Genomic DNA, 24,620 nt, shown 5'->3' with positions numbered 1-24,620 from the left:
AGAAACTCCTAGTTTCGACTGTTCGCTCGTCTAGGCGATTTATCCGCTGCGGTGCCGTTGGCATAGCTCCATTCGGTTCATTTGTTTTGGAGTTTTTCCATGCCTCGTGTCGTTCGTTTCCATCAGCATGGCGGTCCCGAAGTGCTGGGTATCGAGACCGTCGATGTGACACCGCCGGGAGGGGGCGAGGTGCAGATCCGCGTCAAGGCGCTGGGGCTGAACCGGGCGGAGGCCCTGTTGCGCTCGGGCACCTATATCGAAACGGCGGCATTTCCCTCAGGGCTTGGCCTTGAGGCCGCTGGTATCGTCGAGGCGGTCGGTGATGGTATGGCAGGCTTTGCGCCGGGCGATGCCGTCAGCATCGTGCCGCCCGTCTCGATGGTGCGATGGCCGGCCTATGGCGAGCTCGTCACCTTTCCGGCCGAACTCGTCGTGAAGCACCCGCCCGGGCTTGGCTTCGAGGCAGCTGCTGCGGTCTGGATGCAATATCTCACGGCGTACGGCGCGCTGGTCGACATTGCAGGCCTCGCGCGAGGGGAGGTCGTCGTCATCACCGCGGCATCGAGCAGTGTCGGGCTCGCGGCAATTCAGATCGCGAACCGGATCGGCGCGGTCCCGATTGCGGTGACGCGCACCTCGGCCAAGCGCCAGGCGTTACGCGACGCGGGTGCCGCTGACGTCGTCGCGTCGGCCGAAGAAGACATCCGATCGCGGCTGGCGGACGTCGCCGGTTCGAACGGCCCTCGCGTGGTCTTCGACGCGGTGGGCGGACCTGCATTTGAGCCGCTCACCGCCGTCATGGCGCCGGGCGGCGTCCTCATCGAGTACGGCGGGCTAAGCCCCGAGCCGACTCCATTTCCGCTCTTCAATGTCCTGACCAAGAGCCTGACACTGCGCGGCTATCTTGTGCACGAGATCGTTCGCGATCCCGCTCGGCTCGCGAAGGCGAAGGCGTTCATCCTCGATGGGCTGTCAGACGGCACATTGATGCCGATCATTGCCCGAACGTTTCCATTCGAGGAGATCGTCGAGGCGCATCGCTTTCTGGAATCGAACACGCAGTTCGGCAAGATCGTGGTAACGATCTGAGATCGTCGTGACGGTCTGAGCGCGCGCGTTCTCGAGAAACGATTTCGACGCCCCGCATCGCGGAGCGCCGAAGTTCGTTTACCGATGCCGCTGCGCCTCAGGGCAGCTTCAGCGACGTTTCCGCGTTGTACGGCTTGAGCAGTTCGTCGGCGGCCTTCTGGGCGGCGACGAGCGCCTCCTTGGGCTGCTTCTTGCCGTTCAGGACCAGCATCACCTCGTCCTCCAGCGTCTTGCGCACCGGCACGGTCTTGTAGGTCGCGAACCACGGCTTGGCGACGTCGAGCTGCTCGACGGCGGTCTTGGCGTCGGGGTTCTTGCTCAGGAATTCGACCATATCAGGCGTCTTGTAGGCGGCCATGTTCGGCGCGAAATAGCCGGTAGCGCGGCTCCACCAGGCGCTCTTCTCGGGCGAGGTCATCCACTTGATCAGCGTCCAGGCGGCCTTCTGCTTGTCAGCCTCCAAGCCAGCCGGAATGATCAGCGAGGCGCCGCCGATCGGCACGGCGTTCCGGACGTTGCGCGGGATGAAGGCGACCTTGTAGGCGAATTTTGCGTTGTCGCGCACATAGGTCAGCGAGCCCGTCGACAGCATCATCATCGCGGCATTGCCGGAGATGAAGGAGGTGCTGACGGCCGGACCGGGCGTCACGCCGGGCGGATGCACCTTGTGCTTGGCGATGAGGTCGTTCCACCAGGTCAGCGCGCCCTGCATCGAGGGCGTGTCGTAATAGACCTCGCCGCCGAACTCCTCGTTGTAGTAGCGCCCGCCATTGGTCATAGTGAGCGTTTCCATCATCCAGCCGCAATAGTCGTAGGCGCAGGGGATGGCGATGCCCCAGCGCGTGACCTTGTCGCCCTCGCGCTTTGTGAGCTTCTTGGCCCAGTCGGTGAGCTCCGCCCAGGTCTGCGGCGGCCTGTTCGGATCGAGGCCGGCTTCCTTGGCCTGATCGGCGTTGATGTAGAGCAGCGGCGTCGAATTGTGGAAGGGCACGCCATAGACCGAGCGGTTGATCACCGCGTTGCCCTGCAGCGCCGGGAAGAACTGGCCGAGGAACTGGTCCTTGCTGGTGCCGTCGGCGGCGATCAGGGAATCCAGGTTGGTCAGCTCGTTCTCGATCTGCATGTCGAGCAGGAAGTTGGCCGACATGATCACGGCGGCCGGCGGCTTGCCGGCCTTGATCGAGGCGCGCGTCTTGATCAGCGTGTCGTCATAGGAGCCGGTGTAGACGGCGATCGCCTTGATCGCGGGATGGGTCTCGTTGAACTCCTTGATCAGCGTGCCCATGTCGCGGGCGAGCTTGCCGTCGACCGGAACGGGGAAGAACAAATCGATCTCGGTCGGGCCTTCGGCCTGCGCCGGGAAGGCGAGGGCGCCTGCTATAGTGCCTGCGATGGCAAGGCCGAGCATGAGCCTGCGGGAAAACAGCATCGAAGAATCTCCTATTTGATGCCTGAGGTGACGAAAGAGCTGATGAAGCGCTTCTGGAAGATCAGGAAGGTGATGAGTAGCGGCGCGATCACCATGAGCGTGCCGGCGGCGATGGTGCCCCAGGCCTGAGTGCCTTCGGCCGTCTTGGTGAACACGGACAGCCCAACCGTGAGCGGACGCTTGTCCGGCGAATTGATCACCATCAGCGGCCACAGGAAGTCGTTCCAGTGGCTGGTCACGGAGATGATGGCGAAGGCCGAGAAGCTCGGCATCGACAGCGGCACGTAGATGTGGCGGATGCGCTGAAACAGGCTGGCGCCATCGATCAGGGCTGCGTCTTCGAGCTCAGTGGGGATGGCTTCAAAAGCCTGGCGCATCAGGAAGGTGCCGAAGGCAGAGGCGAAAAAGGGCATCATCACCCCGGCGAGCGTGTCGTAGAGGCCGAGTTGCGCCACCAGGCTCAAATTCGGCACGATCAGCAGCACCGGAACCAGCATGAGCTGCATCAGGAACAGATAGAAGATCAGCGTCTTGCCGGCGAAGGCGAGGCGCGCGAACGCAAAACCTGCCAGCGTGATCGTGACGAACTGCACCAGCAGGATGCCTGTGCAGATGATGGTGGTGTTGAGGGTGTAGCGCGGGAAGTCGCCGATCTCCCAGGCATCCCTGATGTTGTCGAGCGTGGGCTTCAGGCTCGGCATCAGCTCGGCCATGGTGTTGATGCCGTCCGAAGCGGGCCGCAGCGTCGCCACGCCCATCCACAGGAACGGGATGAGCCAGACGATCGCGAGCAGCACGGTCAGCGCAAAACCGAGCTTTGGCGTGATCTCGCCGCGGGTGGCGAGCGGCGCATCCTTGAACAGTGCGTCGAACAGCCTCATGCCCCGCCCTCACGGTTCGCCATGGTGCGGAAGGAGAGCGCGGTCAGGCCCATCAGCGCCGCCAGCGTCAGCAGCGTCGCCGCCGAGGCCTTGCCGATGTCGTAATGCTCGACCGCCTGCTGGTAGATGTAGAACAGCACGAGATTGGTAGCGTTCGATGGGCCGCCCTGGGTCAAGACGAAGACGTGGTCGACCTGCGTCACCGCATTGAGGGTGGCGATCACCGTGACGAACAGGAAGGTCGGCTTAAGCTCCGGCAGGATGATGTGGCGCAGCCGCTGGAACGGCCCGGCGCCATCGAGATGCGCCGCTTCCATCACGTCCTCGGGCACGGCCTGAAGGCCGGCGAGGAAGAACAGCATGTAGTAGCCGGCATTCTTCCAGATTGTGATGATCATGATCGCGTAAAGTGCGATGTCGGAATTGCCGAGCCAGTTCGGCAGCACCGGAAGCAGCCGGCCGATGTAGTAGTCGAGCAGCCCGACATTGGGCAGGAAGATGAACAGGAACAGCGCAGAGGCCGCGACCATCGGGATGAGCACCGGCAAAAACAGCGCGGCACGCAGCGCGCTGGTCACGGCGTTGGTGCGCGACAGAGCCAGCGCGAACAATAGCGCAAGCGCGATGCTCGGGATCGCCGTGCCGACGGCGTAGATCAGGTTATTGACGACCGCGCCGGTGAAGGCGGAGTCCGCAAGCACCGCGCCGATGTTGTCGAGGCCGACGAAGCGGACCGGCGCCTTCGGCGTAGCGCGCTGGTAGAGCGCGTCGACGAGCACGCGGCCCATCGCGCCATAGGTGAACAGCGCGAGGAAGAACAGCGAGGGCAGCAGCAGCAGATAGGCCGGCAGCGAGGCTTTGAAGCCGGTGGAGAACCGCTTCAGGATGTGGAGCCGCGGCGATACTGATGTCGTGACCGGGAGCGCCGTGGGTTCGGCGAGGCTCATCTCACCGCGCCGTGAAATTGAGCGCATAGTCGCGATCGTTCATTCCCTCAGGCGCCGCAAAGGGAAATCGCAGGCTGGTGTCGAGGAAGTCGTGGCTGTGCACGACCAGGTTCTCCCGATCGATCAGCACCACCCCATAGGCGGGCGGCTCGTGGCTCGCCAGGTGCGGCGCGCTCGCATCGAGCTCGAACCAGACCTGGTGGTTGGTGCCGCGCAGGGTGGAGAAGGGGATCTTGCCGTAGCTGCCGAAGATCGGCCGGTGCACATGGCCGAAAAAGAGATGACGGATGCGCGCACGATACGGCGCGATCACCTCGGCGAACTCGGCGCTCTGCTTCAGCGCGATCTCGTCCATGGCATGGACGCCGACCGGGAACGGCGGATGATGCATGAACACAACGAACGGCATGTCCGCCGGCGCGGCGGCGAGCGTGCTTGCGAGCCAGCCGAGGCGCTTGGCACACATCTCGCCGGCGTGGCTGGCCTCGTCCAGCGTGTCGAGGAAGACGAACAGGCCGTGCTCGGTGGTGCGCGTGCCCTGCACGAAGCCGCTTGAATCGCGCGGCGCGGCCTTCAGGCCGTCGAGGCAGGCAACGCGGCGGTCGTGATTGCCGACCATGGCGATGTAGGGAATTTTCAGCGCCGCCATCGCCTCGGCGAAATTGGCATAAGCCGCAGGCTCGCCCCAATGGGTGAGGTCGCCGGTCACGACCGCGAAGGCGGCGTCGGCTTGATGTTTGTTGATGTCGGCAATCGCCGCATCCAGCCGGGCGCGCGGATCGAGGCCATAGAGCTTTTGTCCGGGGCCTGCGAGATGCGTGTCGGTGAGGTGGATGAATTTGAAGGGCATGGCGCGCTTTGTCGTTGGAGGATGGGCGCCTCCGGCAAGACGGCCCTGACAGGCCGTTAGAGCGCGAGTGTTTCAGTTTGATGACAGCGGTTCCAAGAGCGAAGCGCGTCCACATCTAGTCAGCAGGACGCAGATCGGCCGATCTCGCGGCGACGGCGTAGTCTACCACCGCGAGATCCACCTCGCGTTGTGCCGCTTTCCTCAGCTGAAGCTAGTTCACGTCCCGCAGAACGTCTGCAACACACGCTGATCCGGCAGCGGCGGATCGGCGTAGGCGGCATAGTCCGGCTGGTCGGCGTAGGGCTTGGCCAGCACCTTCACCAATTCCTCGAACGGTGCATAGTCGTCGTTGTTGACGGCTGCCTGGATCACGGCTTCGACGCGGTGGTTGCGCGGGATGAAGATCGGGTTGACGGCGTTCATCGCAGTCCGCCGCTCGGCTGCGGTCTGCGGCTCCAAAGCCGTGCGCTCGCGCCAGCGCTTGGCCCATTCATCGAAGGCTGCCGGGTCCATGAATTGCGCGCGCGCGTCATCCGCAGCCGGATCGCCGGCGGCAGCGCCGAGCCTGCGGAAGGTGAGAGTAAAATCGGCCTGGTTCTTCGCCATCGCGTCGAGCAGGTCCTGGATCAGCGCCTCGTCGCCGTCGCGTTCGGTGAACAGGCCGATCTTGCGACGCAGGCCGGCCTGATAGGCCTTGCTGAAAATGTCCGGAAACGCGCCGAGAATCTCTTGCGCCTGCTCGATCGCCTTTTCCTGCTCTTCGCCGAACAGCGGCAGCAGGCACTCTGCGAGCCGGGTCAGATTCCACAGCGCGATGCGCGGCTGGTTGGCATAGGCGTAGCGGCCCATCTCGTCGATCGAGGAAAACACCTGCGCGGGATTGTAGGTATCCATGAAGGCGCAGGGGCCGTAGTCGATGGTCTCGCCGGAGATCGAAGAGTTGTCTGTATTCATCACGCCATGGATGAAGCCGACCAGCAGCCAGCGCGCGACGAGATCGGCCTGCCGCGCGACGACGCCCGCGAGCAGTGCGTGATAGGCCCGCTCGACGCCGAGCAGCTCCGGGTAATGGCGAGCGATGACATGGTCGGCGAGCTGGCGGATCGCGTCGGTGTCGCGGCGAACCGCAAAAAACTGGAAGGTACCGACGCGGATGTGGCTCGCGGCGACGCGGGTCAGCACCGCGCCGGGCAGCGCGGTCTCGCGGATGACGTGCTCGCCAGTGACGACGGCGGCGAGCGAGCGCGTGGTCGGGATGCCCAGCGCAAACATCGCTTCGCTGACGATATATTCGCGCAAGACCGGGCCGAGCGCGGCGCGCCCGTCGCCACGGCGGGAGAACGGGGTAGGGCCGCTTCCCTTGAGCTGGATGTCGCGGCGGACGCCGTCCTTGTCGATGACCTCGCCGAGCAGGATCGCCCTTCCGTCGCCGAGCTGGGGAACAAACTGCCCGAATTGGTGGCCGGCATAGGCCATGGCGATGGGGTCGGCGCCTGCGGGGACGCGCTTCCCGGCCAGAATTTCCGCGCCTTCCGGGGTCTCCAAAAGGTCCGGCTCGAGCCCGAGCTGGACCGCCAGCGGCCGGTTCAGCTTGATGAGCCGGGGGGCCGCCACCGGGGTCGGCGCGACGCGGGCAAAGAAGCTGTCCGGCAGCGCCGAATAGGAGTTCTGGAAGGGGAAATGGACCGTCATGGCCTAAAGATAGGCGCGGAATGCCTAATGGCAAAGGCTTGGGTCCTGTTGGGCCAAAAATGGGCGGTTAGGACCCAAAACAGGGCGTTCCCTTGGTTGCCGCCTTGGGTTGCCGCTTTGGGCCTCGTCGGCTAAACCCTGCCGCAACTTCGGACCGGCCACCTCAGTCGTCCGATTCGCCTCCTCCGACATTGAATTTGGGACGACCATGCATCGCTACCGGTCACATAAATGCGGCGATCTCCGCGAGAGCAATATCGGCGAGACAGTTCGCCTCTCGGGCTGGGTCCATCGCGTTCGCGACCATGGCGGCGTGCTGTTCATCGACCTGCGCGACCATTACGGCCTGACCCAGTGCGTGGTCGATCCGGACTCGCCGGCGTTCTCGCAGGCGGAGAAACTGCGCTCGGAATTCGTGGTGCGGATGGACGGCAAGGCCCGCCGCCGCCCCGAAGGCACCGACAATGACGATCTGCCGACCGGCAAGGTCGAGGTCTATGTCAGCGAGATCGAGGTGCTGGGACCTGCCGGCGATCTGCCGCTGCCGGTGTTCGGCGACCAGGAATATCCTGAAGACATCCGCCTGAAGTACCGCTTCCTCGATTTGCGCCGCGAGAAGCTGCACCAGAACATCATGACGCGCGTCGCGATCATCGATTCCATGCGCAGCCGCATGAAGGGGCAGGGCTTCTTCGAGTTCAACACCCCGATCCTGACCGCGTCCTCGCCGGAAGGCGCGCGCGACTTCCTGGTGCCCTCGCGGATCCATCCCGGCAAGTTCTATGCGCTGCCGCAGGCGCCGCAGCAGTATAAGCAGCTGCTGATGATGAGTGGCTTCGACCGCTACTTCCAGATCGCGCCCTGTTTCCGCGACGAGGACCCGCGCGCGGACCGTCTGCCGGGCGAATTCTACCAGCTCGACGTCGAGATGAGTTTTGTCACTCAAGAGGACGTCTTCGCAGCGATGGAGCCGGTGATCACCGGCGTGTTCGAGGAGTTCGCCAAGGGCAAGCCGGTCACGAAGGCCTGGCGCCGGATTCCGTTCGCGGAAGCCTTGCGCAAATACGGCAGCGACAAGCCGGACCTGCGCAATCCCATCGAGATGCAGGACGTTTCCGAGCACTTCCGCGGCTCCGGCTTCAAGGTGTTCGCGCGCATGCTCGAAGACCCCAAGAACCAGGTCTGGGCGATCCCGGCGCCTGGCGGCGGTTCGCGCGCCTTCTGCGACCGCATGAACTCGTGGGCGCAAGGTGAAGGCCAGCCTGGGCTCGGCTACATCATGTGGCGCGAAGGCGGCGAGGGTGCAGGTCCGCTTGCGAACAACATCGGACCTGAGCGCACCGCTGCGATCCGCGCGCAGATCGGTGTGAAGGAGGGCGATGCCGCCTTCTTCGTCGCCGGCGATCCCGACAAGTTTTGGAAGTTCTCTGGCCTCGCCCGCAACAAGGTTGGCGAGGAGCTGAACCTCACCGACAAGGAGCGGTTCGAGCTCGCCTGGATCGTCGACTTCCCGATGTACGAGTACAACGAGGAGGACAAGAAGGTCGACTTCTCGCACAACCCGTTCTCGATGCCGCAAGGCGGCCTTGATGCGTTGAAGGGCCAGGACCCGCTGACCATCAAGGCGTTCCAGTACGACATCACCTGTAACGGCTACGAGATTGCCTCGGGCGGCATCCGCAACCATGTGCCGGAAGCCATGGTGAAGGCGTTCGAGATCGCAGGCTATGGCGAGCAGGAAGTGGTCGAGCGTTTCGGCGGCATGTACCGCGCCTTCCAGTACGGCGCGCCGCCACACGGCGGCATGGCCGCGGGCGTCGACCGCATCGTGATGCTTCTGTGCGGGACCAACAATTTGCGCGAGATCTCGCTGTTCCCGATGAATCAGCAGGCCATGGACCTGCTGATGGGCGCACCATCGGAAGCAACGACCAAGCAGCTCCGCGAGCTGCATGTGCGGGTGAACCTGCCGCAGAAGTAAAGGGCTTGTGCCTATCCCCGCGCTTGTCCCACCGAAGCAATAGCGAAGGCGGATGCGGGGAGGGATTTTCGCTAGTTCAATTGCCACCCCTTGCGCAGGGATACGCCTTACAGCCCCGTCGATGCCTCGATCTTGAACTGCGCCAGCGTGCCCTCCGGGTCGGCATTGAAGAGCTGCATCAATTGCATCAGCGGCACGTTGGCTCGCGGTGTGACCTTGATGACGAGCGTCTGGCCCGGCGTCTCGACAAAGCTTGCGATCGCATCCACGGCCGTGCCCGCCTCCGGATTGGCGGCGGCGACGTCCGCTCGGTACACCCTGACGCTGTCGACGAGGGTCTGGCGCGCGGCGTCACGGCTCACGTTTCGTCCCCGTGCATTCTGCGTCACGGCGGAATCGACGAAACCATTGTCGCGCACTGAGAACTCGAGCGCGACAGCTTCAATCCGGGCCGCCTGGCCCATGAGCTGGGCGGGATCGGACGAAAACACCTCGCGCGGCACGTTGTCGAGTGCGATGCGCAATTTCGCTGTTGCGATCCCTCCGATGTCGAGGGTCGCCGGCGCCAGCACGAAGCTGTTGGACGACTCGGTCCACCCCGCGCCGAGATCAAGGGCGATCGGGAGCGTGTCGATGCCGCCGGCGACCAATGGAAGCTGCTTCGGATCGGATGAATCGGTTGGCATTACCAGTTTGGCGACGATACGCGCCTTGGTCGGGATCGAGCCGACCATTTGCCCCCAGTTCACACTCAACGTGTCGATCGTGACCAGCTTCTTGGTGTTCTTGAAAGGCGCGACTACACCCTTGATCTCGGCGCCGTCGAGCACCCGAAACAGGCCTAGCATCTGATCGGGCGAGAGCCGCTGGCCGGGATCGAAGAAGCCTGCCGCCCAACGCAGCAGGTTCGCCACGCTGAACGATTTGAGGGCGAAGCGCTTCATCTTGATCTGGCCTTGTGGCGTGGGCGCATCGAGGCCTTCGAGGGCGAGTTCGCCCTGCCGGTAGCTGATCGCCTTCAGCTTCGGCGTCCCGTGCGGGGTCGTCATCGACAGATTGCCGATGTCGATCCTGCCGACGCGAATGCCCTCGTAGAATCGTGCGAGTTTCTCCATCATCTCGCGCGATTGCGCCGGCGTCGGAAGTGACGTGCGATCGGTGGCCGGCAGCACCGCGAGGACCTCGGCCAGCCGGAATTTCGACGGCTGGAGCGCAATGTCGTCGATTGCGATCCCGTCGACCTGCACCCGTATGCCCAGGGTCGATGTCGCCACATATGGTCCGGTCGAGATCTGCCCGTAGGCTCGGTGATAGCTGTCGTCGTCGGCCTTCTGCGGATCGAGCGCGGCGGTGATCGCGGTCACGTCGATATCATTGATGGCGATGGCGGAGATTTCGCCGGTCAGCTTGTCCGCCTTGCCCGCCGACTGCACGTTGATCGTGAAGGTGACGCGGTCTGCCTTCATGGCGTCGATCTTGCCCCGCTTCAGATTCTGGATCGCCAGCCCGGAATAGGAGACCTCGCCGCTGCCGGCGGCACCGCCGCCTCCATCGAACGTGAAGGTCAGCGTCGGGGCCGTGACAGAAGATGCCGTCACACTGGCATATTGTTCGAGTGCATAGCGGTACATGTCGATCAGTGAACCGCCTGCCGGCGCGTTCAAAGCGCGGATGGGGCCGGTATAGTCCCGCATGGTCATCTGCTGAATCTTGTACGAGCCTTTCAGCTTCGCCGGGCCAATTTCGCCCAGCGCAAGTTCGAGCCCCGCGATGTCGATGCTGTCGGCCGAAACGCGCGTCTCTTCGAGGAAGTGGACGCCCGTGGCCTTGATGCCGGCGATCTTGATCTGCGCTTGCGACTCGCTGCCGGGAGTGACCGCGATGTCCTCAACTGTTAGCGTCCGGCTGATCACATCGAACGCGATCTTGCCGTGGCTCGCCTTGCCGCCTTGCTTGCGGATCTGCTCGAACGCTGCCTCGACCTCGGCGGTGGCGCGATGTTTTGCGTAGAGATTGAAGCCGAACCATCCGCCCGCTCCGAGCACTGCGAGTAAGATCAGGCCGATCAGTATCCGCTTCATTCCCAGCTCCAGTTGCTCGTTTTGCACTGCGCAACCTGCCATATTCGCGAAACGCCGTGCGGTCCAGGGAAAGCTATGGTTTTCAAATATTTGACTGCCCGCCCTGTTGATGGGGCCGCAATCGGATGTTGCCACCGGGGCGCCGGCCGTGCTTCATCCCGTTTCCATGACCCGGAATACCGCGACCCGCGACAGGCCGGTCAGGACAACGTAATTTGAGGCCGGTAACGCGAGGCGAGGGACCGCATGTCGTCTTATTCTGATGATCTTCACCAGGCGGCGCTGGCCTATCATCGTCTGCCGCGCCCTGGAAAGCTCGAGATCCAGGCGAGCAAGCCGCTTGCCAACCAGCGCGACCTCGCGCTCGCCTATTCTCCGGGTGTCGCCGCCGCCTGCATGGAGATCGCCAAGAACCCGGCGGAAGCTGCCTCATTGACGATCCGCTCCAACCTCGTCGCGGTGGTCTCTAACGGCACCGCGGTGCTCGGCCTCGGCAATATCGGTCCGCTCGCGTCGAAGCCTGTCATGGAAGGCAAGGCGGTCCTGTTCAAGAAATTCGCCGGTATCGACGTGTTCGACATCGAGATCGCGGCCGACACCATCGACCGCGTGGTCGAGACGGTGGCGGCGCTCGAGCCGACCTTCGGCGGCATCAATCTCGAGGACATCCGCGGACCGGAATGCTTTGAGATCGAGGCGCAGCTGAAGGAACGCATGAAGATCCCGGTCTTCCATGACGACCAGCACGGCACCGCGATCATCGTTGCAGCCGCCATCACCAACGGTCTGCGGCTGAACGGCAAGAAGCTGTCGGACGTCAAGATCGTGGCGTCCGGGGCAGGGGCCGCAGCGATCGCAACCCTGAACCTCCTGGTGTCGATGGGCGCACAGCGCAAGAACATCTGGGTCTGCGACATCGACGGCCTCGTGCATGAGGGCCGCAACACCACGATGGATCGCTGGAAGGCCGTCTATGCGCAGAAGACCGACAAGCGCACGCTTGCCGACGTGATCGGCGGCGCCGACATCTTCATCGGCCTCTCGGCTCCGGGCGTGCTCAAGCCCGAGATGGCGAAGGCGATGGGCGACAAGCCTTTGATCATGGCGCTCGCGAACCCGACGCCGGAGATCATGCCGGAGGAGGCGCGCAAGGCGCGCCCGGACGCCATGATCTGCACCGGGCGCTCCGACTTTCCCAACCAGGTCAACAACGTCCTCTGCTTTCCCTTTATCTTCCGCGGGGCGCTCGACGTCGGCGCCACTGCGATCAACGAGGAGATGAAGCACGCCGCCGTCGAGGCCATTGCCCAGCTTGCACGCGAGGCGCCGTCGGATGCGGTGGCGCAGGGTTTTGATACCGGCGAGATGCAAGGGTTCGGCCCGGGCTCGTTGATCCCGAGCCCCTTTGATCCACGGTTGATTTTACGCATCGCGCCGGCCGTGGCCAAGGCCGCGATGGAGTCGGGCGTCGCGACGCGGCCCATTACCAATTTCGACGAATACACCGCGCTGCTCGAACGCTTCGCCTTCCGCTCCGGCCTTGTCATGAAGCCGATGTTCGCCAAGGCCAAGACCCAGCCGGTGCGGGTGATCTACGCCGAAGGCGAGGACGAGCGCGTGCTGCGCGCCACGCAGGTGGTGCTGGAGGAGAACGTGGCGCGGCCGATCCTGGTCGGCCGTCCGTCGGTGGTGGAGGCCCGCATCAAGCGCTTCGGTCTCTCGATCCGGGCTGGCAAAGACTTCGATCTCATCAATCCCGAGGACGATCCGCGCTATCGCTCCTATGTGCAGTCCTATGGCGAGGTCGCGGGCCGCTGCGGCGTGACGCCGGATGCGGCGCGCACGGTGGTGCGTACCAACAATACGGTGATCGCGGCGCTCGCAGTGGTGCGCGGGGAAGCGGACGCCATGCTCTGCGGCGTCGAGGGCCGCTACATGAGCCATCTGCGCCATGTCCGCGAGATCATCGGCTTTTTCCCGGGCGTCAGCGACTACGCCGCGCTGGCACTGCTGATCACCAGCAAGGGCGCCTTTTTCATCGCCGACACGCAGGTGCGCCCCAATCCGAGCGCGGAGGAGCTTGCCGAGATCGCCTCGCTGGCAGCGGTCCACGTTCAGCGTTTCAACATCAAGCCGAAGATCGCTTTCGTCTCGCATTCGGATTTCGGCAGCTACGACACCGAGTCCTCGCGCAAGATGCGCCGGGCGACTCAGCTGTTGAAGGACAAGCATCCGGAGATCGAGGCCGACGGCGAGATGCAGGGGGACACAGCGCTCTCGGCCGCCGCCCGAAAAATGGTGCTGCCGCACTCCAAGCTCGAGGGCGAGGCCAATATCCTGCTCATGCCGAGCCTCGACACGGCCAACGTCGCCTATCAGATGATCAAGTCGCTCGCGGACGCGCTGCCCGTCGGTCCGATCCTGATCGGCCCCGCGCGTCCGGCCCACATCCTCACCCCGTCCGTTACGGCACGTGGCATCCTCAACATGACAGCGGTTGCGGTGGTGGAAGCGCAGGAGCGCGCAGCGCGGCAGCAGCCGACGTTGTTTACGTAGCGAGCCGCTGCCGCGCGGGTGGTGCAAATCCTTCTCCCCTTGTGGGAGAAGGTGGCGCGAAGCGCCGGATGAGGGGTTGTTTCCGCGAGTCGAAATCTTGCGAGCTTTCCGTGCCGAAAGATACCCCCCACCCGTCTCGCCGCTGCGCGGCGAGCCACCCTCTCCCACAAGGGGAGAGGGGAAGAACGCGGCCGACTTTGAATAACTTGCAGTTCTCCATTTCCCCGTTTGTAAACCGCGAGCGGACTCTTCATAATCCCCTGAAGCGTCTCGCGCTCAGAGTTTTGCCAAGAGGCCGATCATGCCAGCGTTCGTGACTTTCGGGCGGATCCTGTTCGCCGTGCTGTTTATCTACACGGGCGCGACCAAGCTGCTCGATATTCCCGGCACCGCCGAGATCATCGCCAGCAAGATCACGGTGCCCGACATCGTCGCATCCTATGCCCAGCAAGCCGAGCAGGCGACCGGCAAGACCACATCGCAGCTGCTGGCGATCGCGGTCGGCGCGCTCGAGATCATCGCAGGCCTGATGATCGCGCTGAATTTCGGCGCGCGCTTCTTCGCGATGCTGCTGATCGTCTACGTCGCGGTCGCGACCGTGCTGTTCTATGATTTCTGGAACCAGGTGCCGCCTGACAACGGCAAGGTGCTGGTCGACGCGCTCAAGAACCTCTCGATCATCGGCGCGCTATTCATGATCATGGGCTACGGCCGTGCCACGCGCCCGGCCGAAGCGGCGTATGGGGACGTGTAGAGGTCTATAGGCGCCGCTCAAGGCATCCTGGCCGGCGGCCCGTTCTACTTTGCATGGGGTTGTTTCGCAATTTTGAGAAGGCGGGCCGGGTGGCGAGGTTCAACCGGCTCCATGGCGTGACGGTCACCTCATGCGTCGCGTCAAGCAGGAACGGCGCGCCCGGCTTCATGCCGTGTGAAGCAAGAACCTGGTGCGGCGTCCGTGCCGGCACGCCGACAAAGCAGCCTTCGCCGCCGGGCAGGCGGACGTGCGGGGCCTCCGACAGCCAGAACGTATCGTAGCGGTCCATGAACATGTCGAACACGAAGGGGCCGCCGATGATCGCGACGGTACCGGAGGCGACATCGGCGAAGGCGCAGGCCTTCTCGAAGCTCGCATGATCCGGATTCCATAGCGTCGCGTTCGGCGTCTCCGGATCGAGGGTGAGGGCCTTGATCTTGCGGGTTGCGATCAGCCGTTTGCGCTTCGGCGAGTTCGGCTGCTGCTCGTGCGAATGCCGGCCGTGCACGATCAATGCGGCGCGATCGAGCGCCTGCTCGAAGAACAGCTTGTCGCCTTCGAACTTGAGACTGTCGGGCATGACATGATCCGCGTCAGCGAGCATGCCGTCGGCGGAGACGATGACGTAGCCTTCGATGCGCAAGGACAATGGCAGCGGCTATTCGGAGACTGTCGTCACGACGCTGTTGACCGGCCGGTTGCTGACCGTCGGCAGCTTGACGTCCTTGAGCAGCTCCTGGTCATACTCGGGCAGCGTCGTGGCCGGGAACTTGGCGCGCATCGCCACCACCTTGAAGCCACCGGCCTTCAGGCGGTTCAGAAGTTCGGGAAGAGCCTCGGCCGTGTGCTTCTGGAAGTCGTGCATCAGGATGATGCCCTTGCCGAGCTTGTCGAGCTTTTTCATCACGGTGTCGATCACCTTCTCGGGCTTGGAGGCCTTGAAGTCGAAGGAGTCGAGGTCGCAAGAGAAGATCGCGATATTGCGGTTGCCGAGATAGGTGACCATCTCCGGCGGATGCTGGAGCGCCGGGAAGCGGAAGAACGGCGAGGGCGAGATGCCGCCGAGTGCCCATTTCACCGCGGAAAAGCCCTTCTCGATCTCATCCTTCTTCTGCTGCTCGGTGAGCTTCTTGTTGTTGAGATTGGCATGCGACCAGGTGTGTGCGCCGATGGTGTGGCCGGCCGCATAGACCTGCTTCAGGATCTCCGGCTCATAGGTCGAGTGCTTGCCGATCGGGAAGAAGATGCCGGTGGTGCACTGTTCGGCGAGCGCCTTGAGCACCGCCGGCGTGTTGCGCGGCCACGGACCGTCGTCGAAGGTCAACACCACCTCGTGGTCGCGGAGGAAGTCGAGCTCCTTGAAATGCTCGAAGCCGAAGCCGGGGCCGCCGGTGGTATCAATCTCGACGGTGCGGGCAACGCCTAGCGCGTTCGGATTGTTGCAGGCAGCGCGAGCCGGCTGCGGCGCTTGTTGCGGCGGGATCGGTTTTGCCGCAGCCTGGGGTGCGGGCGCTGCTGCCGGAACCGGACCTGTCGGCGTCGCGGCCGGTACCGCCTGCGTTGCGGCTGTGGGCTTCGCGGCCGGGGTCTGCGACCATGCTGCGCCTGTCATGCCTAAAGACATCGCGCTTGCCAAAATCAGTCCTGCCGCCACACGCATGGTGTTGTCCTCGAGATTGATCCCGTTGTTCCGCCGCGGCTTTTCGCCTCCGGCAAAACCATCCGCCCCTTGTGATACTAGCCTAGATGGTGGCCCATCGCCATGGCAACGGCTGTTTGGGACTTCGCCCACAATTGTGCCCAACGGTGTTGGGGGCGACACGTCAACTGTCAGCCAGCGCCTTGGCGATCGCCGTCTTGATCCGCGTGTCGGTCGGCTCGACGGCCGATGCAAACACCTCGGCGATATAGCCGTCGCGGCCGATCAGATATTTGTGGAAGTTCCAGCGCGGAACGTCCCGGGGCCGCGCTTCCGCCGCCCATTTGTAGAAAGGATGCGCCTTCGGTCCCACCACGGCAGCCTTGGCCGCGATCGGGAAGGTAACGCCGTATTGGTGGTGAGCGGTCTGTGAGATCTCGCTGCTGCCGCCGGGCTCCTGGCTACCGAAATCGTTGGAGGGCACGCCGATGACTGTAAGCCCGCGCTCCTGAAATTCGCTCCAGAGCTCTTGCAGGCCCACATATTGTGGCGTGTAGCCGCAAAGCGAGGCGGTGTTGACCACCAGCAGCGGCCGGCCGGTGAAGGCCGCGAGGCGGATGTCGTCGCCGGACAATGCGGGGAAAGAGAAGGCGTAAGCCGAGATCCGGCTCATGCCGCCGTCGGCCAGCACGCGTGTTGAAGACGCGGCCGTCGCGAGAAGCGCGGCAAGCATGGTCCTGCGGTTCAGCATGGCGACGTCCCCGACGTGATCCGCCACGCACTCTACTCCGTCAATGCGTTCGGCCTGCTCAACACCGCGTTATCTGGCGCGGCGACGCGCGCTAGCGCAGGCGGACGATGAAGTCGGTGCCTTCGCCGGTCTCGCCCTGGTTGAGGCCCTGGTCGGACACGATGATCGAGCCGCCGCTGGTCAGCATCTCGTTGACCTGGGCCATGGTGTCGGCAGGGATCGAGATCCGGTCGAGCGCCTCAGTCGGGCTGTCCGGTATGACGACGGGCTTTGCCGCAACGGGGATCACGGCGGCCGTACGCTGGCGGCGCGTCATGCGGCCGTCGTCCTCGCGCTCGGCGGAGCGGATGGAGACGGGCAGGGATACCACCGACCAACGCAGCGCATTGGCGTCGGTCTTGTCGACCACGGCGGTAAAGACGTGCGTGCCGAGCGGCCGGTCGCTGGCCGCGATCGTGACGGGCACCTCGAACAGCGGCGCAAAGTTCTGCCGCACGTAAAGCTTGGAGTCCTTGCGGCTGATGAAAACCGCAATCTGGCCGGCCCGCTTCGGCACGTCCGGCTTCGCGGCGGGCGCGGGATCGGCGGCCCGGGTCTGATCCTTCCTCGCCTCAGGCAAGGCCGCCTGCGTGGGCGTCGTTGCCGTCAACGTCGCGTCAGGCTGCTTCGCGGGCTCGGACTTTGTAGTTTCAGCGGCTTCGGTCTTCAGGGCTTCGGCCTGCTCGGTCTTGGCGGCTTCGGCCGTCTCGACCGGCTTTTCGTCGGCGGTCATCGCCCTGGGCGACTTCGCAGCATCGATGGGATGCGCTTCTGCGTTCGCGATGTTGGCGGACTTGGCGGCTTCTTCGGCTTGAGGCTTCGCAGTCTGGGCAGTATCGGTCTTGACATCGGACTTAACGTCGGACTTGGCCGCATCGTTGTGCGCCGACGCGTTGCCGGTCGTCGCATCCGACATCACAGCGTGGCCGACCGTCGAGCGCAGCTCCAGCATGGCCTCCGCGCTGGCGGACTTGGTCTCCACTGGCTCGGCTTCAGCGACCTTGGCGTCAGTCGCGCCCTTGTCCGCCTTGTCGCCGACCGTGGTCGTCGGTTCGAGGCTCGCAGCGGGCTGCGGCGGCACGCGCGCGGCGGCGAGCAGGGGATGTGAGAAGTCTTGCGGGGTCATCTGGCCCGGCGTGACGATCACGCGCGCACCCATTCTGGTCCAATTCCACATCTTCACCGCGAACGCCATCGGCATGCGGATGCAGCCGTGCGACGCCGGATAGCCCGGCAGCACGCCGGCATGCATGGCGATGCCGGACCAGGTGATCCGCTGCATGTACGGCATCGGCGCGCCGCTGTAGATGTTGGAGTGGTGAAATTTGTGCTTCTGGATGACGCTGAACACGCCCATCGGCGTCGAATGGCCCTTCATGCCGGTGGACACCGGGGATTCCGCAAACACGCCATGGGTGTCGTAGACGGTGACCTTTTGACGGTCGATCGAGACGACGATGACGAGCGGCCCTTGCGGCTTCGCGCCGGCTTCCTTTTCGGCGGCGACCTCCTTCTTGCCGGTCGCACCGCGCTTCTGCGGCTTTTGCCGCGGCTCCTCGGGATGGCGCTCCTGCCGGCCGTAAGACCCGTCGGAATAATCCGTCCAATAATAAAACGCTGCTTCGGCCTGGCTTGCCGTACCGATCGCACCCGCCGCCGTCAAAATGGCGACCTGCCAGAGCCGCGCTGGCTTGGCCGAACGACCAGACCCGTTCACGCTATTCATCCTCGAATCCATAATCCAAATCAGATGTTAGTCTCACAGGGGGGATACGCGTTCACCAGCACGGCAGTTCTGCCATCAGCTACTTTTGTCCAAACCGTAGCAAAAAAGCCTCACGGAGCGGTAAACGGTGGCCATGATAGGGCGCTTGTCGCCTTCCTGGCCGGCGTTCGCGTGCCTACATTGCGGGGAGTTGCTACCGGAGAACTTCATGTCATCCCGTTTCCCCGCTCTTTCCGACATCCGTTTGAAAGATATCGCTTTATTGCTCGTGCTGCTGGTCGTGCCTGTGGCGTCCGCGTCCGCTGCGGACGAGCCGGATCTGATCTTCCGCCGCTCTACCGTGTTCAAATGGGTCAGCCCGAACGACAAGCTCGCGACCTATGGTCTCGACGACCCCGAGGTCGAGGGCGTGGCCTGTCATTTCACCGTGCCGGAGAAGGGCGGCTTCAAGGGTTGGCTGGGCCTGGCCGAGGAGGTCTCGGACGTCTCGCTTGCCTGCCGCCAGGTTGGGCCCATCAAGTTCAAGGACAAGATGGAGCAGGGCGACGATATGTTCCGCAAGCGACGCTCGCTATTCTTCAAGAAGATGCAGATCGTGCGCGGCTGTGACGCCAAGCGCAACGTGCTCGTCTACATGGTCTATTCGGACAAGCTGATCGAGGGATCGCCGAAGAATTCGACTTCGACCGTGCCGATCATGCCGTGGGGACCGGCTGACGCCAACATCCAGAAGTGCGGCGAGTTCTTCACTCAGTGACGCTTCACTCAGTGACGCGTTGGCGGCTGACGCGGGATTTCGCGAGATGCGAGCCGGTCAGCCGCACGAACGCCTGTGGCGCGGCCTCAAAGCCGCGGCTCGATTGCACTGCCATGTCGCCAGCCGAAGTCGTGCCGTCGCGAACGGGGCGTTGATCTGTGCGCTCGGTCCGCTGGCCCGCGTCGCGCGCCGTTGCGCGATCTCTCGCCATCATGATGGCCTTCCCTCACGTGAACCCACCCGGTGGTGATCCGGGCTTGTCGGTTTCGATGGCTTGGGTCGCGCCCGACGCGCTCCCGGTTCGACCAGCCCAGCCTCGTTCGGATCTCTTCAGCAGAAAAACGTAAAATGCATGTGAAACGTGGAAGGCATGAATGTGACCGTGCTCCGGCGCAGCACGCTTCCGGGGCCTGAGCGGCGCTTGCCGGACCGCTTTGAGCCACCGCGCGACCCATCTGAAATGATTGAAGTTTCCCGCCGAATGTTTCGTCGTCCGGGAGCGACGAAACAATTCTCACGAACACGAAACCATTTTCCGCCTTTGGCGCATCACGCGCGAAACCGCGCATGGTTATCAACCTCCCAACGACGACGGCTCACCGCCGGCGACGGAACCTGGAGACAAGTCCATGCGCGCGCTCAGCTTCATCCTTGCTTTTGGGTTCGTGTTGGGCGGCTCCTCGCTCGCAGGATCGCCCGACGGCAATCTGCCGGGCGTCGGCACATTCCAGTACAGCGGCTCGCCGGTCACCACGGCGCCGCAGGCAATCGTGGTCGCCGCGCGCTTCTGATCTCCAACAAGAAAATCAGCCGGTAAAGGCCATCATGCTTGTTCGTCTCTGCGCCGCAGCATTCATTTCCTTTTTGACGATCAGTTCCGTCCAGGCGCAGGTGCGCTCTCCCAGCCGACTACCCGATCCCCGCATCGAGTTCGTGCGCCAATGCGCGCCGCGCATGCTCGGGCGCTGGGAACATCCCGAGGAAGTCTGCGGTTGCCTGCATGATCATGCCGCCGCAGTCGTCGAGGATCGCGACCTGCGCGAGGCGCTGCTGCGCGGCATCAGCGAGACCGGAGTGCCGACGATCGAGACCGATTGGGTGCCGACGTCGAAGCAGAGCGAGATCGGCCCGACCTTCACCAAGATCGCCAAGCCGACTTTGCAGTGCATGTTCGATCCGGCGAAGCAGGGCTCTTAAGCGCAGCTATTTCGATTTCGGACCGAACCGCGGCACGCAGGTGCTGGTTCGCGAGACCCCCTTGTCGGTCATCTTCGCACCGCGCACCTCCTTGACCTGCCCGGCGGGGCAGGTTCCGTCATCCACCTGCACACGCTGGCCGAGCTTGAGATCAACGATGTCCTGCTCGCGCCCGACGCTGCCTGCGCGTGCCGTCGTGGCGAACGCGAGGCAGATCAGGAGCGAGAGGCAGGTCGCGCGGCGCTTCAGCATGGTGTGAGATCCCGGCATCGGTGCTGCAGTTGTAGGGAGTGGCACGCGATTCTGACAGGAAAGCCTCGTCACGCCCGCCGAGCCGATTGGCCTCTCGCGCGCAGGGCGGCGCGCGATTCGCGCGCGAGGCGCCCGGCCGATGCCACCAGTTGCGGAACCGTATGACCGGAAAATCCCAGCACGAATCCAGGCAAGGGACGTGCCCGCGCGTAGGTGTCGGCCAGCAGCCAACCTTCCACGCCGGCGGCCCGTTTTGCCTCTGCCGCAACCGCGGGGGCCACCGAGGGATCGAACCGCGCGACCAGATGCAGGCCCTGCGACGGCACCGGCACTGACAGCGCGCCATCGGAAGCCGCTTCCAGCGTTTCCGCCAGCGCGTTGCGCGCCTCGCGATAGAGCTTTCGCACCCGCTTCAGGTTTGCGGCGAAGGCACCGGAATTGAGCATGTCGGCAACCGCGCCTTCCATCAGCGTGCCGGGAAAGCGGTCGAGTGCGGCCCGCGCGGCGGTGACCTCCGCGATCAGGCCTTCGGGCAGGGCGCAATAGCCGATGCGCAGGCCCGGAAACAGCGTCTTGGCGAACGTGCCCATGTAGATCACCCGCTGGAGATGATCGATGCCGGCAAGCGACATCAGCGGCGCGCCGTCATAGCGAAACTCGCTGTCGTAATCGTCCTCGAACACGAAGGCGCCGGCCTGCTTCGCCCAGTCGAGAAGCTCGAGCCGCCGCGGCATCGACATCTGCACGCCCAGCGGAAACTGATGCGACGGCGTCACGTAGGCCGCACGCGCGGATGGTGCCGCGGCCCGACCCTCGGCGACGTGCAGCCCATGCGGATCAACGGGAATGGGGACGGTGCGATAGCCGCATTGCGCGATGGTCCCGCGTGCAATGGGATAGCCGGGATCCTCGCACCAGACCTGATCCTTTGCCTTTAGGATCGTGCCAAGCACGATCCGCAACGTGTGCAGCGTGCCTGACGTGAGCATGATCTGGTCGGGGTCGCAGCGCAGTCCCCGCGCCGACAACAGATGATCGGCGATCGCAACCCGCAGCTCGCGGCTGCCGCGCGGATCGCCGTAATGCAGATGCTCGGCGCCGAAGGCGCGCATGCGCCGGCCGACGATGGCGCGAAAGCGCTGCACCGCGCACTCGTCGATATGGGTGCAGCCGAGCGAGAGCGCGCCCTGCCGCGGCAATTCGACCACGGCCTTCGTTTTCTTTGGCGTTGCGGCTCGGGCCGGGATGCGCGCAGCGACGAAGGTGCCGGAGCCGACGGTGGCTTGCGCGAAGCCGTCGGCGATCAGGCGCTCATAGGCGCTCACGACGGCGTTGCGGCGGAAGCCCGTCTGCGCCGCAAGCGTACGCGACGGCGGCAGCGGCTCGCCGGGCTTCACCAGCCCGCCGACGATCATCTCGCGCAGCGCCTGGTAGAGGCGATGCGCCGAGGATGCGCCTGCCGTGATGTGGGGCCCCGTCAGGTCAAGCGGCAGCTCGGCCTTGCCCGGCGAGAGCGTAGAATTGGTCGGAATTTTTTGCATGGAATTGGCACTATCGCAGACCAAATCCGCGGCTACAACCGTGATGGAATTCTTTCAACACCTACAGGAGCGGCCGTGAGCCAAGCTGAGATTCAAAATTCCTATCCGACGTCAGCGCGCAATCAGGTGAAGCGACGTCACGACCGCGGCTTCTACGACCACGACACGGTTCATCGCATCCTTGATTCCTCGATGCTCTGCCACGTCTCCTATGTGATCGACGGCCAGCCCTATTGCACGCCGACCTTCTTCTGGCGCGAGGGGACGCGTCTCTACTGGCACGGCTCGAGCGCCAGCCGCATGCTGCGCAACCAGACCAAAGGCGAGCGGGTGTGCCTGACGGTCGCCCATCTCGACAGCCTGGTGCTGGCGCGCTGCGGCTTTAATCACTCGGCTGACTACCGCGCCGTAATGGCGTTCGGCACGGCCTATCTCGTCACCGACCCCGCGGAGAAGGAGCGCGCGGTGGTCGCGATGGTCGACCGCTTCTTCCCGGATCGCACCGCGAGCCTGCGCCAGAGCAACGCGCAGGAGATCAAGGCGACCTCCTTCATCGCGATGGAGATCGAGGAAGCCTCGGCAAAAGTCCGCGCCAAGGGTGTTGCCGATGACGACGAGGACTATGCGTTGCCGATCTATGCTGAGCGCATTCCGGTGCGCACCGTGCTCGGCGCGCCGGAGCCATGCCCGCGCCTGCTTGGCGGCGTGACACGGCCTGCGACGTTGAATGGCTATTCGGAAGGCCGCCCGCTCGAAGATGCATTGCGGGATGCCTATTTTGCAGAGTACCCGAACGGCTGAAATCGGCTAGCTTGCGCTCCTTCGATGAACTGAATGCCCGATTGGAGTTGCCTGATGAATGCCGAAACGCAGCAGAGGATTCTTGACGCCGTCGATGCCGGCTTTGAAGCCCAGCTTGCGACCACAAGCGACTTCGTCGCGATCCCCTCGACCCGCGGTGCGGAGGGACCGTGTCAGGACATGATCAGCGACCTCTTGCGCGCGCGCGGCTATGAGGTCGACGACTGGCATATCAGTGTCGAGGACTTGAAGGATCTGCGCGGTTTCGGCCCGATCGAGCACGACTTCTCCAAGGCGCGCTCCGTGGTGGGCACCTACCGCCCGCAAACCAACGGCGGCAAATCGCTGATCCTCCAGGGCCATTGCGACGTGGTGCCGGCGGGTCCATTGGAATTGTGGGACACGCCGCCATTCTCGCCGGTCATCAAGGACGGCAAGATGTTCGGGCGCGGCGCCTGCGATATGAAGTCCGGCACCATTGGCGCGCTCTATGCGCTGGACGCGATCAAGACTGCGGGCTTCGGGCCGACGGCACGGATCCATTTCCAGTCGGTGATCGAGGAGGAGAGCACCGGCGTCGGTGCGCTCTCGACGCTTCAGCGCGGCTATCGCGCCGATGCCTGTTTCATCCCCGAGCCGACGGGCGGCAAGATGGTGCGCTCGCAGGTCGGCGTGATCTGGTTTCGCCTGCGGGTGAAGGGCCATCCGACTCACGTCGCCTTTGCCGGCTCCGGGGCGAATGCGATCATGGCGGCGTATCATTTGATCCAGGCGATCCAGAAGCTGGAGATCGAATGGAACGAGCGCGCGAAAGCTGATCGCCATTTCAAGACGCTCAACCATCCCATCAACTTCAATCCCGGCATCATCAAGGGCGGCGACTGGGCCTCCAGCGTGCCGGCCTGGTGCGACGTCGATTGCCGCATCGCGGTCCTGCCGGGCTGGTCGGTCGCCGATCACCAGAAGGAGATTCTCGCCTGCGTCGCCGCCGCCGCGCGCAACCACCGCTTCCTTGCCAACAATCCGCCGGAGATTGAATGGTCGGGCTTCCTGTCGGAAGGCTATGAACTGACCGACGCCGCCGCGCCGGAAGCAGCGTTCGGCAAGGCCTTCAATGCCGTCTACGGCGGAGCGGTCGAAGACCTGGTCTTTACGGCGCTTACCGACACGCGCTTCTACGGCCTCAACTACGGCATTCCCAGCCTCTGCTTTGGTGCCAGCGGCGGCGAGATGCATGGCTTCAATGAATATGTCGACCTGGAGTCGCTGAAGAAGTCGACGAAAGCGATGGCGCTGTTCATCGCGGAATGGTGCGGGGTGGAGAAGGGGTAGCGAGAGGCTCCGCTTTTTCCACCGTCATTGCGAGGAGCCCTTGCGACGAAGCAATCCAGACTACCGCCGCGGAAAGACTCTGGATTGCTTGTGCGCCAGGCAAGCTGGCGCGGTCCAACCGGTGGAAGTCCGGTCCGGGTAAGCCGTAGCGGGCGCCCGGTAGTGAGTGTTGCGGTGTCGTCGGCGACGGCGGCAGCGAAGCGTACACAACGATGCTGTGGGGTGGGCTATTGAGCCGCGAAAGACAGAAACTCGCAGAGGCCGAGGCGGTAAGCAACGTCGAAGGCAACATGTGCGGTTCCGTTATGCCGAGGGGCTGACGCTC

Annotated in this window: 21 protein-coding genes and 1 pseudogene; 9 read left to right on the top strand and 13 right to left on the bottom strand. The window is 64.1% G+C overall.

Annotated elements, in window-relative coordinates; translation table 11 throughout:
• Nucleotides 1-99: 99 nt before the first annotated feature.
• On the top strand, nucleotides 100-1,089 hold the full coding sequence (locus IVA82_RS14345; protein WP_247386907.1) for a zinc-dependent alcohol dehydrogenase family protein: 990 nt from the start codon (nucleotides 100-102) through the stop codon (nucleotides 1,087-1,089).
• A gap of 97 nt (nucleotides 1,090-1,186) precedes the next feature.
• On the opposite strand, the gene IVA82_RS14340 is transcribed toward IVA82_RS14345, so the two are convergent.
• From IVA82_RS14340 to IVA82_RS14320, 5 genes are all read right to left on the bottom strand, one after another.
• Nucleotides 1,187-2,518, bottom strand: coding sequence for an ABC transporter substrate-binding protein (locus tag IVA82_RS14340; protein WP_247386906.1), 1,332 nt, complete (start codon nucleotides 2,516-2,518; stop codon nucleotides 1,187-1,189).
• A gap of 11 nt (nucleotides 2,519-2,529) precedes the next feature.
• Nucleotides 2,530-3,399, bottom strand: a complete 870-nt coding sequence (locus IVA82_RS14335) for a carbohydrate ABC transporter permease (RefSeq protein WP_148740927.1) — start codon at nucleotides 3,397-3,399, stop codon at nucleotides 2,530-2,532.
• Nucleotides 3,396-4,346 (bottom strand): sugar ABC transporter permease, encoded by a 951-nt coding sequence (locus IVA82_RS14330; RefSeq protein WP_247386905.1) that lies wholly within the window; start codon nucleotides 4,344-4,346, stop codon nucleotides 3,396-3,398. Before IVA82_RS14330 ends, IVA82_RS14335 begins: the two co-directional genes overlap by 4 nt.
• Before the next feature lies 1 nt (nucleotide 4,347).
• On the bottom strand, nucleotides 4,348-5,196 hold the full coding sequence (locus IVA82_RS14325) for a phosphodiesterase (protein WP_247386904.1): 849 nt from the start codon (nucleotides 5,194-5,196) through the stop codon (nucleotides 4,348-4,350).
• A gap of 216 nt (nucleotides 5,197-5,412) precedes the next feature.
• Nucleotides 5,413-6,888 (bottom strand): protein adenylyltransferase SelO, encoded by a 1,476-nt coding sequence (locus IVA82_RS14320; protein ID WP_247386903.1) that lies wholly within the window; start codon nucleotides 6,886-6,888, stop codon nucleotides 5,413-5,415.
• Between the two features lie 208 nt (nucleotides 6,889-7,096).
• Between IVA82_RS14320 and aspS the strand changes: the two genes are divergently transcribed.
• On the top strand, nucleotides 7,097-8,869 hold the full coding sequence (aspS, locus tag IVA82_RS14315; protein WP_247386902.1) for an aspartate--tRNA ligase: 1,773 nt from the start codon (nucleotides 7,097-7,099) through the stop codon (nucleotides 8,867-8,869).
• 107 nt (nucleotides 8,870-8,976) lie between these two features.
• Here the strand turns inward: aspS and IVA82_RS14310 are convergent, their stop codons facing one another.
• Nucleotides 8,977-10,950, bottom strand: a complete 1,974-nt coding sequence (locus IVA82_RS14310) for a hypothetical protein (RefSeq protein WP_247386901.1) — start codon at nucleotides 10,948-10,950, stop codon at nucleotides 8,977-8,979.
• A 246-nt stretch (nucleotides 10,951-11,196) separates the two neighbouring features.
• Here IVA82_RS14310 and IVA82_RS14305 point away from each other — a divergent pair, with 246 nt between their 5' ends.
• Complete coding sequence (locus tag IVA82_RS14305) at nucleotides 11,197-13,506, top strand: NADP-dependent malic enzyme (protein WP_247386900.1); 2,310 nt, start codon at nucleotides 11,197-11,199, stop codon at nucleotides 13,504-13,506.
• 301 nt (nucleotides 13,507-13,807) lie between these two features.
• Complete coding sequence (locus tag IVA82_RS14300) at nucleotides 13,808-14,260, top strand: DoxX family protein (protein WP_247386899.1); 453 nt, start codon at nucleotides 13,808-13,810, stop codon at nucleotides 14,258-14,260.
• 109 nt (nucleotides 14,261-14,369) lie between these two features.
• Here the strand turns inward: IVA82_RS14300 and IVA82_RS14295 are convergent.
• The 4 genes and pseudogenes from IVA82_RS14295 to IVA82_RS14280 all read right to left on the bottom strand — a co-directional run.
• A pseudogene (locus IVA82_RS14295) lies at nucleotides 14,370-14,909 on the bottom strand (dihydrofolate reductase); the annotation flags it as partial.
• 9 nt (nucleotides 14,910-14,918) lie between these two features.
• Entirely contained in the window at nucleotides 14,919-15,920 is a 1,002-nt protein-coding gene (locus tag IVA82_RS14290) for a polysaccharide deacetylase family protein (protein WP_247386898.1), read from the bottom strand.
• A gap of 163 nt (nucleotides 15,921-16,083) precedes the next feature.
• Nucleotides 16,084-16,650: a glutathione peroxidase gene (locus tag IVA82_RS14285; RefSeq protein WP_247386922.1), complete on the bottom strand. Its 567-nt coding sequence runs from the start codon at nucleotides 16,648-16,650 to the stop codon at nucleotides 16,084-16,086.
• A gap of 91 nt (nucleotides 16,651-16,741) precedes the next feature.
• Entirely contained in the window at nucleotides 16,742-18,415 is a 1,674-nt protein-coding gene (locus IVA82_RS14280) for a L,D-transpeptidase (RefSeq protein WP_247386897.1), read from the bottom strand.
• 208 nt (nucleotides 18,416-18,623) lie between these two features.
• Here IVA82_RS14280 and IVA82_RS14275 point away from each other — a divergent pair, with 208 nt between their 5' ends.
• The gene (locus IVA82_RS14275) at nucleotides 18,624-19,172 is read left to right on the top strand and encodes a CreA family protein (protein WP_247386896.1); all 549 of its coding nucleotides are present in this window, start codon (nucleotides 18,624-18,626) and stop codon (nucleotides 19,170-19,172) included.
• A gap of 4 nt (nucleotides 19,173-19,176) precedes the next feature.
• On the opposite strand, the gene IVA82_RS14270 is transcribed toward IVA82_RS14275, so the two are convergent.
• On the bottom strand, nucleotides 19,177-19,386 hold the full coding sequence (locus IVA82_RS14270; RefSeq protein WP_247386895.1) for a hypothetical protein: 210 nt from the start codon (nucleotides 19,384-19,386) through the stop codon (nucleotides 19,177-19,179).
• Nucleotides 19,387-19,801: 415 nt separating this feature from the next.
• Between IVA82_RS14270 and IVA82_RS14265 the strand changes: the two genes are divergently transcribed.
• Together IVA82_RS14265 and IVA82_RS14260 are read left to right on the top strand one after the other, a co-directional pair.
• Entirely contained in the window at nucleotides 19,802-19,963 is a 162-nt protein-coding gene (locus tag IVA82_RS14265) for a hypothetical protein (protein ID WP_247386894.1), read from the top strand.
• A gap of 34 nt (nucleotides 19,964-19,997) precedes the next feature.
• Nucleotides 19,998-20,369 carry a hypothetical protein gene (locus tag IVA82_RS14260; RefSeq protein WP_247386893.1) on the top strand — a complete coding sequence of 124 codons (372 nt, stop codon included), beginning with the start codon at nucleotides 19,998-20,000 and terminating at the stop codon, nucleotides 20,367-20,369.
• Between the two features lie 6 nt (nucleotides 20,370-20,375).
• On the opposite strand, the gene IVA82_RS14255 is transcribed toward IVA82_RS14260, so the two are convergent.
• Both IVA82_RS14255 and IVA82_RS14250 read right to left on the bottom strand, forming a co-directional pair.
• Nucleotides 20,376-20,621 (bottom strand): DUF6719 family protein, encoded by a 246-nt coding sequence (locus IVA82_RS14255; RefSeq protein WP_247386892.1) that lies wholly within the window; start codon nucleotides 20,619-20,621, stop codon nucleotides 20,376-20,378.
• 68 nt (nucleotides 20,622-20,689) lie between these two features.
• Nucleotides 20,690-22,162 carry a PLP-dependent aminotransferase family protein gene (locus IVA82_RS14250; RefSeq protein ID WP_247386891.1) on the bottom strand — a complete coding sequence of 491 codons (1,473 nt, stop codon included), beginning with the start codon at nucleotides 22,160-22,162 and terminating at the stop codon, nucleotides 20,690-20,692.
• Between the two features lie 75 nt (nucleotides 22,163-22,237).
• Between IVA82_RS14250 and IVA82_RS14245 the strand changes: the two genes are divergently transcribed.
• Both IVA82_RS14245 and IVA82_RS14240 read left to right on the top strand, forming a co-directional pair.
• The gene (locus tag IVA82_RS14245) at nucleotides 22,238-22,963 is read left to right on the top strand and encodes a pyridoxamine 5'-phosphate oxidase family protein (RefSeq protein WP_247386890.1); all 726 of its coding nucleotides are present in this window, start codon (nucleotides 22,238-22,240) and stop codon (nucleotides 22,961-22,963) included.
• 54 nt (nucleotides 22,964-23,017) lie between these two features.
• Entirely contained in the window at nucleotides 23,018-24,295 is a 1,278-nt protein-coding gene (locus IVA82_RS14240) for an ArgE/DapE family deacylase (protein WP_247386889.1), read from the top strand.
• Nucleotides 24,296-24,620: the final 325 nt, after the last annotated feature.

Origin of the sequence: Bradyrhizobium sp. 142 (genome assembly GCF_023074015.1) — a bacterium.
Taxonomy (GTDB): Bacteria; Pseudomonadota; Alphaproteobacteria; order Rhizobiales; family Xanthobacteraceae; genus Bradyrhizobium.
The sequence above is the reverse complement of the archived record's forward strand: the minus strand, read 5'-3'. Positions and strand labels throughout refer to the sequence as shown.